Source organism: Micromonospora fluostatini (assembly GCF_050410825.1).
In the GTDB taxonomy this organism is placed as follows: Bacteria; Actinomycetota; Actinomycetes; order Mycobacteriales; family Micromonosporaceae; genus Micromonospora; species Micromonospora rosaria.
This window is the reverse complement of sequence record NZ_CP191251.1, coordinates 218,604-232,725: the sequence shown is the minus strand read 5'-3', so window position 1 is coordinate 232,725 and position 14,122 is coordinate 218,604. Positions and strand designations below refer to the sequence as shown.

Here is a 14,122-nt window from a genome sequence, read left to right as displayed (position 1 = left end):
GCTCGGCGGCCGGCCGGGCGTGTTCCCCGGTGGCGGCGGTGGTCAGCGGTTGTGGCCGGCCTCGCCGTCGCCCCCCTCGATGGCGCCGGTCGCCATCTGGCGGCCGACCTGGGCGCTGCGGTGCGCCACCTCGATCGCGGCGGCGGCCGGCCCGGCGAGCCGGGCGGCGGCGCTGCCCGCCCCGCGTGCGCCGCTGCTGCCGGTGCCCCCGGCACGGCCGTCCCAGCCGGCGTCGCCGTCCCGACCCGGGCCGCCGTCCGCACCGGACGCGCCGTCCGTGCCGGAGCCGCCGTCCCAGCCGTTGCCGCCGCCCCAGCCGGCGCCGCCGTCCCGGCCCGAGCCGCCGTCCCGCCCGGTGCGGGGGTTGCTGCCGGAACTGCGCCCGGCGGGGCCCTGACCACCGCCGGTGTCCCGCGATCCGGAGGGACCACCGCCCCGGCCGCCACCGCCTCCGCCGCCGCTGTGGCTGAGGGCCGAGCCGGCGATCTTCTTCGCGCCGGAGGCCACCGCGCCGGTGGTGGCGGAGATCGCGGTGCCGGCCGGGTTCCCGGTGCCCAGCGCCGCCGTCGCCGGCACCACGAGCTTGAGCAACGCGGGCAGCGCGACCGCCGACAGCAGCAGGATGCCGACCCCGGCGATCCGGCCGTGCGCCCAACTCTGCCGGTTGCCCTCGGCGAGCATCTCGGCCCCGGCGAACATGATCAGGCCGACCGCCGGTTTGTAGAGCAGCCAGGCGATGGTCCAGCCGATGTGCTTGCGCCACCAGCCGGCGCCCCAGTCCGTCATCGAGGCGGCGGCGGCCAGCGGCAGGGTGCCCAGCAGCAGGATCATCACGCCGAGCCGGATGTAGAGCATCAGCACGTGGACGATCCCCGAGATCAGCAGCAGGAACGCCACGACCAGCAGGAGGAAGCCCTCCAGGTTGGTGCCCTGCTCGATGCAGGGGATGCTCTTGATGATGGTCAGCGACGCCTCGGTGAAGAGGTGGCTGGTGAAGTTGTCGGAGACGGCGGCGGCCTTGATCGCCACCCAGGAACCCGCCCCGGCGACCAGGATGACCCGGAGGAAGCCGTACAGGGCCGTCTTGCCGGCCTCGCCACGGCGGTCCATCGCCATCTTCGCCGCGGCGAAGATGATCGAGCCCACCGCGAGGTACACGATCAGCCACTCGACCTGGTCGCTGATCAGTCCCGGTACGGTCATGCCACCGCCCGGCCCCTCGCCGAGGGTCGGCACCTCGTTGGTGAACTCCTGGAAGAGGGTGATCGCCGCGGCGAGGACCAGGTTGGCGATGATCCGTACCAGCCAGCCGATCGGGTCGCCGATCAGCTTGAAGATGTCGAAGACGCTGGTCCAGGGCGACAGTCCACAGTCCACGTCAGGGCCTCCACAGGGTGTAGCCGGCGCTGCCCAGGACCTCGCCGACCGGCTGGTACAACTGCCCGACGGCGGAGGGCTGGAGCCGCCAGTCGGCACCGTCCCAGCGCAGCTCGATCCGGCTCGCCGAGTAGCCGCCGGTGGAGCCCCGGACCAGGAGCTGCACCGTGGCCGCCTCGGGCGAGTACCGGTCGACGGCGAAGCCCTCGTACCGGCCGTCGACCCGACGCACCGGGCCGCCGGCGAGCATCTCCAGCCGGGCCGCCAGGATCTCCTGGCCCTGCCCCGCCACCACCTGCCGGTCGAGCACCGCGCGCCACTGCGGGCCGTGCAACAGGACCGGGATGGTGTACGCGGCCAGCACCGCACCCATCGGGGACCGCGCGAAGCAGCGCAGCACGTCCCCCTCGGCCCGGGTCGGCCCCTCGGTCGCGGAGAGCGGAATCACGTGGCCCGCCTCCAAGGTCCGCCACGTCGCGTCCTCCGGCGGCTGGGCCCGGCCCGAGGGCGCGGCCGGGACCGGCGGACAGTCCGTGAGCGCCACCTGCCCGGCGGGGGCGCGGGGCGTCGTCGGCTCGTCGGCGGACCGGGTGACCAGCACCAGCCCCGCCATCACCAGGATGCCGGCGACGAAGAAGGCGGAGAGGACGAAGCTGCGCTCGGTCCAGAACGGCTGCTCCGCCCGCTGACGCCGCCGGCCCGCACTACTCGACATCCCCGCCGTCACTCGAAGAAGAGTTCGACCACCGGGCCGGCGGTGGCGACCAGGATGCAGCCGCACAGCACCAGGCCGAGCCGGGAGAGGTGCTCGGAGCTCTCGCCCCGCTTCATCGAGATGCCCATCATCGCGCCGGTGATCAGCACACCGGCCACCCCGGCGGCGGTGCCCGTCCAGGCGAGCAGGTTCAGCAGCGTGTCCACCAGACCCGTCAGCTCCTCCGGCGCACCACCCGGCTCCGGCTGCGGTACGGCCTGTGGGAGGCGGGCGACCAGGCCGGCCGGTGCGAGCAGGGCGAGGCTCTCGAACATGGCGTTTCTCCTTGGGAACGGGCTGGACCGGGCCGGGGGCGGGCCCGGGGGGTCGGTGCCCCGCGTCGGGGCACCGGGTACGACCGGGTCAGAGACCGAGGTCGCCGAAGATGGAGACGATCGGGCCGGCGGCGGCCCCGAGGATGCAGGCCAGGGCGATGAACGCCAGCCCACGGAAGTGGTCGGACTCCTCACCCGGGGTACCCCGGTTGAGCTGGATGGCCATCTGGATGCCGACGATGATCAGGCCGCCCACCGCCGCCGCCGTCATGCACCAGGCGAGCAGGTTGAGCAGGTCGAGGGCCTCACCGTCACCGGCCAGCGGATTGAACTGACCCGGCGGTACGGGACGGTCGATCTCCGGTCGCGGCGGCTCGGCGGCGAGGACCGACACATGCCACCACAGCTCACGGACGCCGGTCACGACCGTCCCCCTTCGCGTCGAGGCGCAGACCGGCCGCCGTGGCCAGCCGCAGCAGGGCGTTCGGTGTCTTCGCGGGCTGCTGACCCAGCCGCCAGGACGGGATCCACGGCACCCGGTGCACCGGCGCGACCGAGCGCAGCACCCGGATGCGGCGGGACAGCGCCAGCGGGAGCCGACCCGGGGCGTCCGCCAGCAGCACCAACCCCGTCAGCCGCATGCCCGGCGGGTGCCGCCCCTCCCGCAACGCGTTCAGGGCCCGCGACATCGCGCGCATCCCCTCGGCGTTGGTCCGGGCGACGAGCATCACCGCCGCGGGTTCGGCCAGCGCCGCGTCCGGCCACCGACAGCCGAGGTCGACGCCGCCGAACAGCCGGGCCAGGGTCGTCGTACCGGCCCCACCGTGCGCCGCGATCCAGCCGACCCCCTCCTCGGACAGGGACCGGCGGGGCGGCGCGGCGGGGCCGTACCCCTGCGGCACCGGCACCCGTCCCGGTGGCACGTGCGGCGCCGGGCCGAGGGTCGTCGTGGGCCCCATGCCACCCACCTCCTCCGTACGTCTGATTTCCGACCCGTCGACGACCCGCCGTGAACCGACCGGGTTCCGGCCCCGTTGGTAGGGCGTCCGGGTCGTCGACGGACGCCTCTACGGGGCGTCCCGGCCCCCGGTTCAAGACGAGTTCGGAAATTTTTGTCGGCGAGCACGACCCTGCGGGAGACGACGTGAACGAGCAGTCGGGCGCCAGCAAGGCGGCGGTGATCGGTGGACTGATCCTGCTCGCGCTGGTGCTGCTCGGCGCACCCCCGGCGCTGCTCATCGGGGGCGCCTTCGTCCTCGTGATGAGCGCGATCTACATCCTGCTGCTCCCCCTGATCCTGCTGATCATGCTGTTCACCGGCGGGGGGTCACCGGCCTTCGACGTCAACCAGGCCGCCGAGGAGTCCATCACCGCGAGCCGGGGCGACGGCAAGGGGGAACTCGACCCGGCCCAGATCCCGGTGGGGCTGCGCGACACCCTGGAGGACGCCGGGGAGACCTGCGGCGAGATCGGGCCGGTCGTCATCGCCGCCCAGATCGAGGTGGAGTCCGCCTGGTACGCCGCGAAGGTCGGCGAGGACGGGCGGCTCGGCATCTCCCAGCTCACGCCCGAGATCTTCGACGAGTACGGGGAGGACACCGACGACAACGACGAGACCAGCGCCCTGGACCCGGAGGACTCGATCATGGCGCAGGCGACGTACATGTGCGACCTCGCCGACGACGTCCAGCAACTGCTGGACGACAACCAGGCGATCGGGGACCCGCTCGACCTGACCCTGGCCGCCTACCGGGTGGGCATCGACGCGGTCCGGGAGGCCGGGGGGATCCCGCCGGAGAGCGACGCCCAGGAGTACGTGGTCCGGGTGCGGGCGTACTTCGCCAAGTACATGGGGATCATCGGCCCGCCGCACGAGACGCCCACCACCAGCGGTCCCGGCGGCGCGGCCGGCGGCGGGGACGAGGCGCCGGACGAGGCGCGGGACGGCGACGAGCCGGAGGAGAGCCCACCCTCCGGGCAGGCACAGCAGGTGCTCGGCCTGGTCAACACCGAGCGGGCCGGGGCCGGCTGCCCGGCGGTCCGGACCGAGGGCAGGCTCACGACCGCGGCCCAGCGGCACAGCCAGGACCAGGCCGACCACCGGAACATGTCGCACACCGGCAGCGACGGCAGCACCGTCGGGGACCGGTTGGACCGGGCCGGCTACTCGTGGAGCACCTACGGGGAGAACGTCGCCATCAACCGGGCCTCGCCGGAGGCGGTGATGGAGGCGTGGATGAACAGCCCCGGCCACCGCGCCAACATCCTCAACTGCGCCTTCACCGAACTCGGCGTCGGCATGGTCACCCGGGGCGACCAGACGTACTGGACCCAGAAGTTCGCCGCACCGCGCTGAGCCGCCCGGACCCGACCAGCGGCACGGCACGCCAGCACCGATCGAGACCAGCGAAGCGGGAGGGAGACGCAGCAGTGACGATCCAGGACCACGCCGCGGGGACACCGGGGTACGGGGAGGCGCCAGCCGGGACGGTGCCGTCCGCCCCCGGGCAGCCGGCGCCGGCCGGACCACCCGAGCCCGGCCCTCCGCAGCCCGGCGGGCCATCGGCCGCGCCACCGCAGGCCGCGCCACCGCAGAGCCCACCACCGCCGGTGGCACCGTTCATCCTCTACCTCGACGGTGCGCAGCACCTGGAGGCGCTACGGATGCTCACCATGTGGGTCCGGCACCTGCTCGTACCGGTCTACCTCCGGGAGGTCTCCTCGGGCGCGCCCTGGTGTCCCCGGTGGTGGCTGCATCCTGAGGCGGTCGCCCAGCTCTACGGGCTGTGGATGGCCTGGCAGGAGATGACCCGCCCGCAGGCGGGGTTCTGCGGGCCGGCGAACTGGCACCGGGACTACCTCGGCCCGGTGATGAACTCGCTCCGCGACCCCTCCGGCCCGTTCGCCGGCTGCAAGGCGGGCACGCACCGCCCCAAGGAGATCCCGCAGATGGACCCGTTCTGACCGGCGGCCCGGTGCGGGTGCCCTGGGCCGTCGCACCGGCACCGGGCTCGCCGCACCGGCACCACGGACCCACGGCACCACGGACCCACGGCGACACGGGCCGACCCGCCGCAGCGGGGACCATGGTCAGCGCCTGCCGCGGTTCGCTGCCGGGGTCGTCGGCTCGGCCGCCTTCAGCACCGGCGACGGCATCGGCGTGATCTCGACGGAGTCGTAGCCGCTGGACCGGAGGGCCGCCTGGGTGCTGACGCGGGCGACGTCCCAGTCGCCGCTGCGCCGTCCCTCGGTGAGGGACCCGCCGCCGCCCGGCGCGTACGTCATCGTGGCCACGGTGGCGGGCGTCTGCCGGGACGGATCGTTGCGCTGCCCCTGGGCGGGGCCCGGTGGACCGACGGCCGTCAGCGCGGGCGAGGACAGGTCGGACGTCGGGGACACGTTCGTCATCTCGGGTCGCGGCGGCTCGACGCGCGTCGTCGGCGACGACCGCGTCCGCTCCGGGGTGGTCTCCAGCGGTGACGTCGGGAGGTGGCCCGTCGCCTGGCCCGCCGGGGCGCGGGTGGGCAGCAGGAAGTCGGACACCACCCGCAGGCGGTCGTTGTCGTGCAGCAGCCGCAGGGCCTCGCTCGCACTGATCAGCTTCGCCACCTCCCGCGCGACCAGGCTGCGCCGGACGGCCTCCTGCTCGGCGGTGAGCACCACCGGCCCGGCCGGCACCTGGTACGGGGCCGGGACGACCCCGGCCGGGCCGTACGGAGCGCCGCCGGGAGCGCCGGTGAACCGGCCACCGGCCACGTCCGGCCCACCCGCCATGGGCAGCCCACCGCCCATGTCCGGCCCGGTCCCCATGGGCGGTCCACCGCCGACGCCCGACCCGTACCCCACGGCCGGGCCCAGGACCGTGCCGGTGGTCGGCAGGCGGTCCGCCCCGCCCCTGCTGCCCACAGCAGCGGATGGCCAGCCCGGGTGGGCGGCCGGCGCCGTGCGGCGTTGCCCGGCGTCGGGCCACCTCGGGGGCCGGTCGGGGTCCAGCCGGTTGCGGAGCCGCCTGACCATCCGGGTTGCCAGGTCGACCTGCCGGCGGACCGCGCCCCGGAGGCCGGCGTCGGGATGCCGGGGGCCGCGGTCCTGCCGGCGCAGCACCTCGGGTCCGTCGAGCCTGCGCCGGGCGGCGTCGAGCGCGCGCCGGTCGCGGTACTCCCGGCGCTGCTCGCCGTCGATCACGTCCTGCCTGGCCACCACGAAGTCCATCGCCTCGCGCAGCTCCCCGGCGATGCCCAGTTGCCTCGACGTGACGAAGTCCAACCGGACCCGGTCGAGATCCGCGCGGAGGATCTCCAGCGCCTGCACCTGGAGGTCACGTTCGCTGTACGGGAGGGGCGGGATCGGTGTGGTCATCGGTGCCTCCGGGCGCCTCGGTCGTGGCCGTCCGAGGCTCTACGGTCAGCACCCAGCGGAGGTTCACGGCGATCTGCCGGTGCCCGTCCGCCCCGGTGGAAAGGGGGCGGACGGGTGGGCTCAGCGGGAGATCGGCGCGGTGACGACGGCCGTGCCGTCGACCAGCCCCACCGTGACGAAGGCGAGGTCGTCGACGGGTACGGCCAGCTCGCCGGTCACCTCCTGGGTGCCGGTGGAGGCCGTCCAGTCGCGTACCACGTGGGTGCTGCCGTCCCGGGTCACCGCGAAGAGGCGGTAGCGCAGCCCCTGGCGCAGGCCGGTGGCGGTGATCCGGATGGTGGAGCCCCGGTCCTCGTCGGTGGTGATCGTGGCCGAGAGACTGACCCCCTGGTCACGCGCCTCTCCGGTCGCCGTCAGCACCACGTCGTTACGGTCGCCGAGGCCGAAGCCGGCCACGAGTCCACCGGCGAGGGCCACGGCCACGACGGCGGCGGCCACCCCGCCCCAGAGCAGGAACCGGCGACGCCGGGACGCACCGGCGGGCCGCCCCCGGGGTGGGCGGGCCGCCGGACCCGATTCCGCCTCCGGCCGGGTTCCGCCCGGTCGCACCGACCCGACGGTACGCGGCCCGGGGCCCCGCGCCGGGCGCTGTCGGCCGACCGGGGCCGGACCGGCCCCCGCCGGCTCGGCCGGGGACCCGTCACCGTCCCCCGGCTCACCCCGCAACGGCTGCTCGGCGGCCGTCTCCACGGCGGCCGGCCCGATCGTGGCCGCCCCGGCGGCGGGCTCGGGGACGTCCGGGAGCGGGCCCCGGGCGTCCGACGATTCCGGGCCCGCGGTGGGGGCCGGGCCCGCGGTCGGGGCCGGGCCCGCGGTCGGGGCCGGGCCCGCGGTCGGGGCCGGGCCCGCGGTCGGGGCCGGGCCCGCGGTCGGGTCCAGGGTGAACGGCGGCAGGTCGGCGAACTCCGCCCAGTCGGCGGCGTCCAGACCGCCCAGGGCACTGGTCACGCTGCCCATGTCACCGGCCGCGGACAGGCACTCCCAGCAGCCGGCGAGGTGCTCCTCGAAGGCCACCCGCTCGGCCTCGTCGAGGGCGCCGATCAGGTAGAGAGCGAGCGCGGCGTGCTCGGCGGTCGGGTTCTCACCGCTGGTGCGCATCATGCCCCCCTTCCCCACCCGACGACACCGCAGCCGGTGTGACGGCCCCCAGGGCGGCATCCGTGCCGGTGATCGAGCGAGGATCCGGGGCGACGAGGCATCCGGACGGCTCCGGGAGACAACAGGCCAGGAGACATCAGGAGGGCTCGGTCGGACCGATCGCTGCGTGCAGCGCGCGCACCGCATAGTACGTCCTGGATTTTACAGTACCCTCCGGTATCCCGAGTCTCGCCGCGGCCTCGGCCACCGAGGCTCCCTTGTAGTACATCTCGATCAGCACCTCCCGGTGCTCCGGCTTGATCTGTCGCAGGGCGAGCCGGACCGTGTGGGTGCTGACCACCCGGTCCATCTCGTCCTCGACCGACGACAGCCGGTTGAGGTCGGGGAGGCTGACCTCGGCGGGCCGGGCCTGCCGGGACCGCATGGCGTCGATGGCCACGTGCCGGGCCACCGTGTAGAGCCAGGGGGCGATCCGACGGGGGTCGGCGGCCAGGGTCTCCAGGTTCCGCCAGGTCCGCAGGAAGGTCTCCTGCACCAGGTCCTCGGCGAGTTCCTGCTGGCCGAGGACCAGGCGGGTGAGGAACCGCAGCAGGGGTGTCCGGTACTGCTCGTGGATCCGCCGCATCAGTGTCTCGGGGGCGACCCGCTCGGCCACGGCGTCACCGGCCCCCGGCCCGAGCGCTTCGTTGGGCACCGCCGACACAGAACGCCTCCCCCTGACGTACGGGTCGCACCCGTACGGTCGCGCCGACGCATCGACGCCGAGCCCACTCAAGGGGAGAGGATAACCGTACCCATCGGACGGTGCGCCGGGCCGTCGATCGACCGGGAGGCGGTGCCGCCGCTGGACGGCACGCCGGCCGGCCGGGTCAACCGGTCGGACGGCTGCCACTGTGGAGGCGACGCGGCGCCGCTCGGGAGCGGGCGCGAGGGACGGGCTCACCGGGCGAACCGCACCCAGCGGATGTTGCCGATCTCCTCGGGCTGACCGCTGGCGATGGTCAGGTAGACGTCGTGCCGCCCGGTGGTCGGGGCGAGGGTGCCGGGGACGATCCGCCAGTTCTGCCAGCCCCCGGTGTTGGCGACCGCGATCGTCCCCACCGGCGGACCGCCCGGATCGCCGAGGCGTACCTCGATCAGGCCGGAGATCCCGCCCTCCGCCCCGGAGGCGAACGCGACCTCGAAGCGGGTCACCGGCTCGCCGCCGAAGTCGACGCCCCGGAACCCGATCCAGTCGCCGGCGGCGAGGAACCCGACGTGCTCCCCACCCCCGGCGGAGGGCTCCTTCCGGACCCCGTGCTCGTGGTCGAAGCTGGCCGCGGCGATCTCCCGGTCGACTCCCCGGTCACCCCGGGGCCCGCCGTCGACGGGGACCGGCGGCACGACCACCGTCTCCCGGGGGGCGGGCGGCGGGTCCTCGCCCGACCCGGCCCCGAAGGGGGTCAGGGTGATGGTCACCTGGCCCGGGGCGTGGTCCTGGATGAACGAGGCGTCGTCGACCACGTCGTCGAAGGGGAAGCCGTACGCCCTGCCGTCGGCGGAGTGCCGGTGCAGCACGCGGGAGTAGTGGTTGGTCACCGGATGCTGGTAGAAGGCGTCCCGGTTGGTGGTGGGCTGGTCGGGCTGGTCCAGCACGGACCGGTTGAAGCCGGCGCCGACGACCGCCGCGATCGGCCCCGTCACCCCGTCGTTCGGGGCGGCGAGCGCCCCGTGGCAGAAGAAGACGTCCAGCGTGGAGGGCCGGGCGAGGGACACCCCGTTGTCGAAGGTCAGCCGCCCGTCGACGACCCGGCCGGTGAACCGGCCCCGGTCGGTGGTGATCCGCAGGTCGGTCCGGCTGTACCGGTCCCAGATCTCGCCGACGTAACCGTCGAAGTAGGTCGGGGCGAAGCGGCCCGTCTCGATCCCCTTGCCCGGGGCGATGACCCGCAGCCCGTCGACGACCAGACGCTCGAAGCCGGGCTGCCGGGACAGCTCGGCGAAGACGGCGTCCCGGCCCCCGTCGACCAGCTTCCCGGTGGACTGCTCCCTGCTGCCGCTGAGCCGGATCGACATGGGGATGCTGAACATGTCGACCATCGTCGTGTTGCAGAACATCCCCGCCGCGTTGTACGTGAACTCGCAGCAGTCGTGGAGCACCCCGTACGCCGGGTCGCCCTCCACCCACCCCACCGGGTACTGGAGCGCCGGGCGGCCCTCGCCGTCGGTGACCACGGTGAACCGGAGCCGTCCGTTGATCGAGAAGTAGATCCGGCCGGACATCATCGGCAGGGCGAACCGGGTCTCCCCGGCGGCGGCCAGCGGCACCCCGATGGCGGCGAAGCCGTCCGCCCCGTTGTCCGCCGGGCTGGCGGGGGTGAACCGGCCGCTCTCCCGGACGTACCCCATCTGGCCGGTCTCCAGGCTCGTCCCGACGACGTACATGTGGATCGCCGCGTTGTCGAACCGTCCGGTGCTGTTCACCACGGTCAGCGGCAGGCCGCCCGAGGCCCGGGCCCGGGAGACGAGGGGGGCCGCCAGCATCGGCACGCCCACGGCGGCGGCCCCGGCGAGCCCCAGCCCGAGCACCTTACGTCGAGTCAACATGGACTTAACCTCCACTTAACGCCCTGACCAGCGGGAAGGCCCGTGGCGTGACCTTTCGAGCAACCCCGCGCCCGCCACGTTGACGGCTCGGCACCGCCGTCGGTTCAATATCGACCGGACCAAAAATCCACTGATCCGATTCGAACCCGGTGAACCAGGAACATCGCCCGTCCGTCACGTGAGCGATGTCGTACACGCCGGAAGGGATGACCCCGTGAACCCCGATTCCGCGTCCGTCCGATCACGACTCGGTCGGATCCCACGCCGTACCGCCGGAGCCGTCGCCGCCGGTCTCGCGGTGCTGTGCATGGTGGTCGCCGCCGTCGGCTGGGGCGTCGCCTCGGCCCGCGACGACGACCTGACCGGCCGCCCCGTCTCCGACGAGCACCTGACGACCATCCAGGCCGCCGCCCGCTCGTGCCCCGCCCTCACCCCCGCCCGGCTCGCCGGCCAGCTCATGGCCGAGTCGGGGCTCGACCCCCGGGCCACCCGGACCGCCTCGGGTGGTCAGGGCATCGCCGGGCTCACCGACGAGGCCTGGAAGAAGTGGGCTCCCTGGCCCGGCGCGAAGCGTTCGGACAGCGCCGCGAACATCATCGCGCTGGCGCACAAGATGTGTGACCTGAGCGGCCAACTCAGGCTGACGGAGGTCGCCGGGGACTCCTGGCGGCTCTCCCTGGCCGCCTTCCACCGTGGTCTGGACACGGTCCGCGAGACCGACGGGATCCCGCCCGCGGCCGTCGAGTACGTCGACCAGGCCACCGGGTACGCCGCGTACTACGGCAGGCTGGTGCCGTTCGGGGGCTCCGGCGATGTCCGGCCGACCGCCGACCCGCAGAAGCCGAAGGCCGTACCCGCCGAGTACACCCGGCTGATCGTGCAGGCCGGCTCGGTCTGCGGGCAGGTGCCACCCCCGGCGGTCGCCGCCCAGGTGATGGCGCTGTCCGGGTTCGACGTGAACCTGCTCGGCGCGGGTGACCGGCGGGGCATCGCCCAGTTCCTGCCCGAGGTGTGGCAGACGTACGGCCCGGACGGGACCTCGGCCTGGAACCCGGAGGCGGCCATCCCCACCGTCGGCCTCGCCATGTGTGGCCTGCACGAGGACCTCTCCGGGCTGGAGGGTGACCCGTACCTGCTGGCGCTGGCGGCGTTCCGGAACGGGCCGACCGCCGTCCGGCAGGCCGGCGGCGACCTGGACGCCGCGACCGAGTCCTTCGCGCGTACGGTGCGCGACTTCACCGAGTTCTACGCCCTCGACGGCCGGCTCAAGCCGAAGGCGTCCCCGTCGCCGACCCCCTCCGGTGAGCCCAGCCCCTCACCGGAGCCCTCGCCCACCGGCGACGAGGCCGACCCGTCGCCGAGCCCCAGCGCGAGCCCGAAGCCGCCCGCCGGCGAGCCGGACGAGCCGCCCGCGCCGGAAGAGGAGGAAGAGGACGTCAAGCCGGGCCGGCCCACCGGCGCCAAGCAGTTGGTCAACGCCCGGACCGGGTACTGCGTCAGCTCGGGCAAGGGCGGCGACGGGGCGCCCCTCACCCTGCAGAAGTGCCGCGAGGACGCCTCGCAGTGGTGGGTGTTCCGCACCGACGGCACGGTCCGCTCCCAGGGCCTCTGCATGGACGTGGCCTGGGCGGACACGGCGGACGGCACGCCGGTGCAGCTCGCCCACTGCTCCGGCAACGCGGCCCAGAAGTGGCAGTGGCACCCGGAGCGCAAGTCCCTGATGAGCGGGCTCGCTCCGCAGTCCTGCCTGGACCACGAGGGGGTGAAGCTGGGCGCGCCGCTGAACCTCTGGTGGTGCGTCTTCAACCCCGAGCAGACCTGGACGGTGCGGTAACCGGACCCGGTCACGTCGGTGCCCGGCCGTCCCTCCCGCGCGGGGAGGAACGGCCGGGCACCGGCCGTCGCGCAGCGTCGCGGCGGTCGGTCACCGCCGCCGCAGCCGGATGGCGAAGACCACCCCGCCGCCGACCGCCAGGGCCAGGATCAGGACGAGGAAGATCGCCGCACCGGTGCTGCCCCCCTCCTCCTGCTGTGCCGAGGAGACCGGGTTGTCCTGGGTCGGCCGGGACACCGAGGCGGCCGGGTTGATCATGCCGGAGCCGTACCGGGGATCGGCCTGCTCCCCGCCGACCGCGTCGGCGGTGGCGCGGATCCGCTCCTCCACCTGCGCGGCGGTCAGCTCCGGGTAGGCGGCCCGGATCAGGGCCGCCTGACCGGCGACGAAGGCCACCGCGAACTCGGTGCCGGTGTTGCTGAGCACCCGGCCGCCGCCCACCCCGAGGCTCGCCACGTCGACGCCCGGGGCGACGACCTCCACCATGCCCTCCAGGTACTCCTCGGCGAGCTGGTCACCCGCGCCGACCCCGCCGGTGAGCAGCAGCGCCCCCGCCCCGGAGCGCTCGCTGGGCGAGGGGAGGCTGACCGGCTTCGTCGGGGCGCCCGCCACCACCAGCACGTCGTGGTTGAGGGCGGTGGCCACCGAGGCCAGGACGGCGGGGTCGGTGAGGTCCACGTGGGAGCCGAGCGCGACGACCGAGGCTCCCGCGCTGACCGCCACCTCGACGGCGGTGGCGGCGTCGGCCGGGCGGGCGTTGCCCGAGGCCCGGACCATCCGTACCGGCAGGATGGTGGCGTCCGGGGCGAGCCCCACCGGGGTGTTCCCGGTGCTGGTGTCGGCGGCGATGATGCCCGCCATCGCGGTACCGGTGCCGAAGCAGTCGGTGTCCCCCCGCCCGTTGCCGACGGTCACGTCCGCCCCGACCGCGACCCGGCCACTGAGCTGCTGGAGCGACGCGTCGACCCCGGTGTCGACCACGGCCACCTTGACCCCGTTGCCCCGGGTCAGGTTCCAGGCGCTGTCGGCCGCCATCCGGAGCTGGGCCCAGTCCGAGCGGCTGCGCGACCCGGTGACGGTGGTGGTGCACTTCTCGGCCGAGCCGCCGCCCGTGGGCTTGGGGCTGGCGCTCGTCCGGCTGGGGCTGGGCTTCGGGCTGCTCGGGCGGGGCTCCGGGTCGGGCTCGGGGCGCGCCGTACCGCTGCGGCGTGGGCTCGGCGTGGGGCTCGGCCCGGCGGGGAGCTGGCCGTACCGCACCCCCTCGCCGGCGGCGTCCCACGGCAGGACCAGGTGCCAGCCGGCCTTGAGCCGGCCGGGGTCGGTCAGCCGGCCGCCGTCCGGCTGCACCCGTCCGGTGTTCAGGTGGTAGATCTCCGCCGACCGTTCACCGCTGCCGAGGAATCGGCGGGCGATCTCGGTCAGGCTCTCCGGCTGGCCCTGGTACTCCGCCGCGACCACGTAGAACTTGACGTAGGCCTGGGCGTCCGGTGTGGCGTCCGCCACCACCGGCCGGGGCAGGGCCAGGACCGCACAGCCGGCCATCACCACCACGAGCAGGCGGGCCAGGATCGAGCGCTTCGCCAGCACTGGGTGTCCTCCTTCAGTCACCACGGCCGTGCGTCGCCGGCCTTCACCATCTATTGCGGATCAGGGCCGAGTTCGTTCAAATCAATCTGAACCAGATTTCCATGATCCTCGTCATGAGGTCAGCCGAGGGTACCGGCCGTCGATGACGCGGAGATCTCCTCCGGGCGACCGGGCTCCGGCGCACACCCGGGA

Annotated in this window: 13 protein-coding genes; 3 read left to right on the top strand and 10 right to left on the bottom strand. The window is 74.3% G+C overall.

The window, feature by feature from the left end; translation table 11 throughout:
* Window positions 1-42 precede the first annotated feature (42 nt).
* The 5 genes from ACQUFX_RS01115 to ACQUFX_RS01095 all read right to left on the bottom strand — a co-directional run bounded on the left by ACQUFX_RS01115 (window position 43) and on the right by ACQUFX_RS01095 (window position 3,365).
* Window positions 43-1,377, bottom strand: a complete 1,335-nt coding sequence (locus tag ACQUFX_RS01115; RefSeq protein WP_428964164.1) for a hypothetical protein — start codon at window positions 1,375-1,377, stop codon at window positions 43-45.
* 1 nt (window position 1,378) lies between these two features.
* Window positions 1,379-2,092, bottom strand: coding sequence for a hypothetical protein (locus ACQUFX_RS01110; protein WP_428964163.1), 714 nt, complete (start codon window positions 2,090-2,092; stop codon window positions 1,379-1,381).
* An 8-nt stretch (window positions 2,093-2,100) separates the two neighbouring features.
* Window positions 2,101-2,406, bottom strand: coding sequence for a hypothetical protein (locus tag ACQUFX_RS01105; protein WP_157528000.1), 306 nt, complete (start codon window positions 2,404-2,406; stop codon window positions 2,101-2,103).
* Between the two features lie 88 nt (window positions 2,407-2,494).
* On the bottom strand, window positions 2,495-2,830 hold the full coding sequence (locus ACQUFX_RS01100; RefSeq protein WP_428964162.1) for a hypothetical protein: 336 nt from the start codon (window positions 2,828-2,830) through the stop codon (window positions 2,495-2,497).
* Window positions 2,814-3,365 (bottom strand): DUF6668 family protein, encoded by a 552-nt coding sequence (locus ACQUFX_RS01095; RefSeq protein WP_428964161.1) that lies wholly within the window; start codon window positions 3,363-3,365, stop codon window positions 2,814-2,816. The genes ACQUFX_RS01100 and ACQUFX_RS01095 overlap by 17 nt, the downstream gene beginning before the upstream one ends.
* A gap of 185 nt (window positions 3,366-3,550) precedes the next feature.
* Here ACQUFX_RS01095 and ACQUFX_RS01090 point away from each other — a divergent pair, with 185 nt between their 5' ends.
* Both ACQUFX_RS01090 and ACQUFX_RS01085 read left to right on the top strand, forming a co-directional pair.
* Window positions 3,551-4,762 carry a CAP domain-containing protein gene (locus tag ACQUFX_RS01090; RefSeq protein ID WP_428964160.1) on the top strand — a complete coding sequence of 404 codons (1,212 nt, stop codon included), beginning with the start codon at window positions 3,551-3,553 and terminating at the stop codon, window positions 4,760-4,762.
* A gap of 254 nt (window positions 4,763-5,016) precedes the next feature.
* Window positions 5,017-5,370, top strand: coding sequence for a DUF4913 domain-containing protein (locus ACQUFX_RS01085; protein WP_428964159.1), 354 nt, complete (start codon window positions 5,017-5,019; stop codon window positions 5,368-5,370).
* Window positions 5,371-5,496: 126 nt separating this feature from the next.
* On the opposite strand, the gene ACQUFX_RS01080 is transcribed toward ACQUFX_RS01085, so the two are convergent.
* From ACQUFX_RS01080 to ACQUFX_RS01065, 4 genes are all read right to left on the bottom strand, one after another.
* A complete protein-coding gene (locus tag ACQUFX_RS01080; protein ID WP_428964158.1) occupies window positions 5,497-6,765 on the bottom strand; it encodes a hypothetical protein in 1,269 nt (422 codons plus the stop codon).
* A gap of 120 nt (window positions 6,766-6,885) precedes the next feature.
* Window positions 6,886-7,926 carry a zf-HC2 domain-containing protein gene (locus ACQUFX_RS01075; protein ID WP_428964157.1) on the bottom strand — a complete coding sequence of 347 codons (1,041 nt, stop codon included), beginning with the start codon at window positions 7,924-7,926 and terminating at the stop codon, window positions 6,886-6,888.
* Between the two features lie 133 nt (window positions 7,927-8,059).
* Window positions 8,060-8,551 carry a sigma-70 family RNA polymerase sigma factor gene (locus ACQUFX_RS01070; protein ID WP_428966819.1) on the bottom strand — a complete coding sequence of 164 codons (492 nt, stop codon included), beginning with the start codon at window positions 8,549-8,551 and terminating at the stop codon, window positions 8,060-8,062.
* A gap of 311 nt (window positions 8,552-8,862) precedes the next feature.
* Complete coding sequence (locus ACQUFX_RS01065) at window positions 8,863-10,509, bottom strand: beta-1,3-glucanase family protein (protein ID WP_428964156.1); 1,647 nt, start codon at window positions 10,507-10,509, stop codon at window positions 8,863-8,865.
* Window positions 10,510-10,816: 307 nt separating this feature from the next.
* On the opposite strand from ACQUFX_RS01065, the gene ACQUFX_RS01060 reads away from it, so the two are divergent.
* Window positions 10,817-12,343: a ricin-type beta-trefoil lectin domain protein gene (locus ACQUFX_RS01060; RefSeq protein WP_428964155.1), complete on the top strand. Its 1,527-nt coding sequence runs from the start codon at window positions 10,817-10,819 to the stop codon at window positions 12,341-12,343.
* 90 nt (window positions 12,344-12,433) lie between these two features.
* Here ACQUFX_RS01060 and ACQUFX_RS01055 read toward each other — a convergent pair whose 3' ends face one another.
* Window positions 12,434-13,930, bottom strand: coding sequence for a S8 family serine peptidase (locus ACQUFX_RS01055; protein ID WP_428964154.1), 1,497 nt, complete (start codon window positions 13,928-13,930; stop codon window positions 12,434-12,436).
* Window positions 13,931-14,122 lie beyond the last annotated feature (192 nt).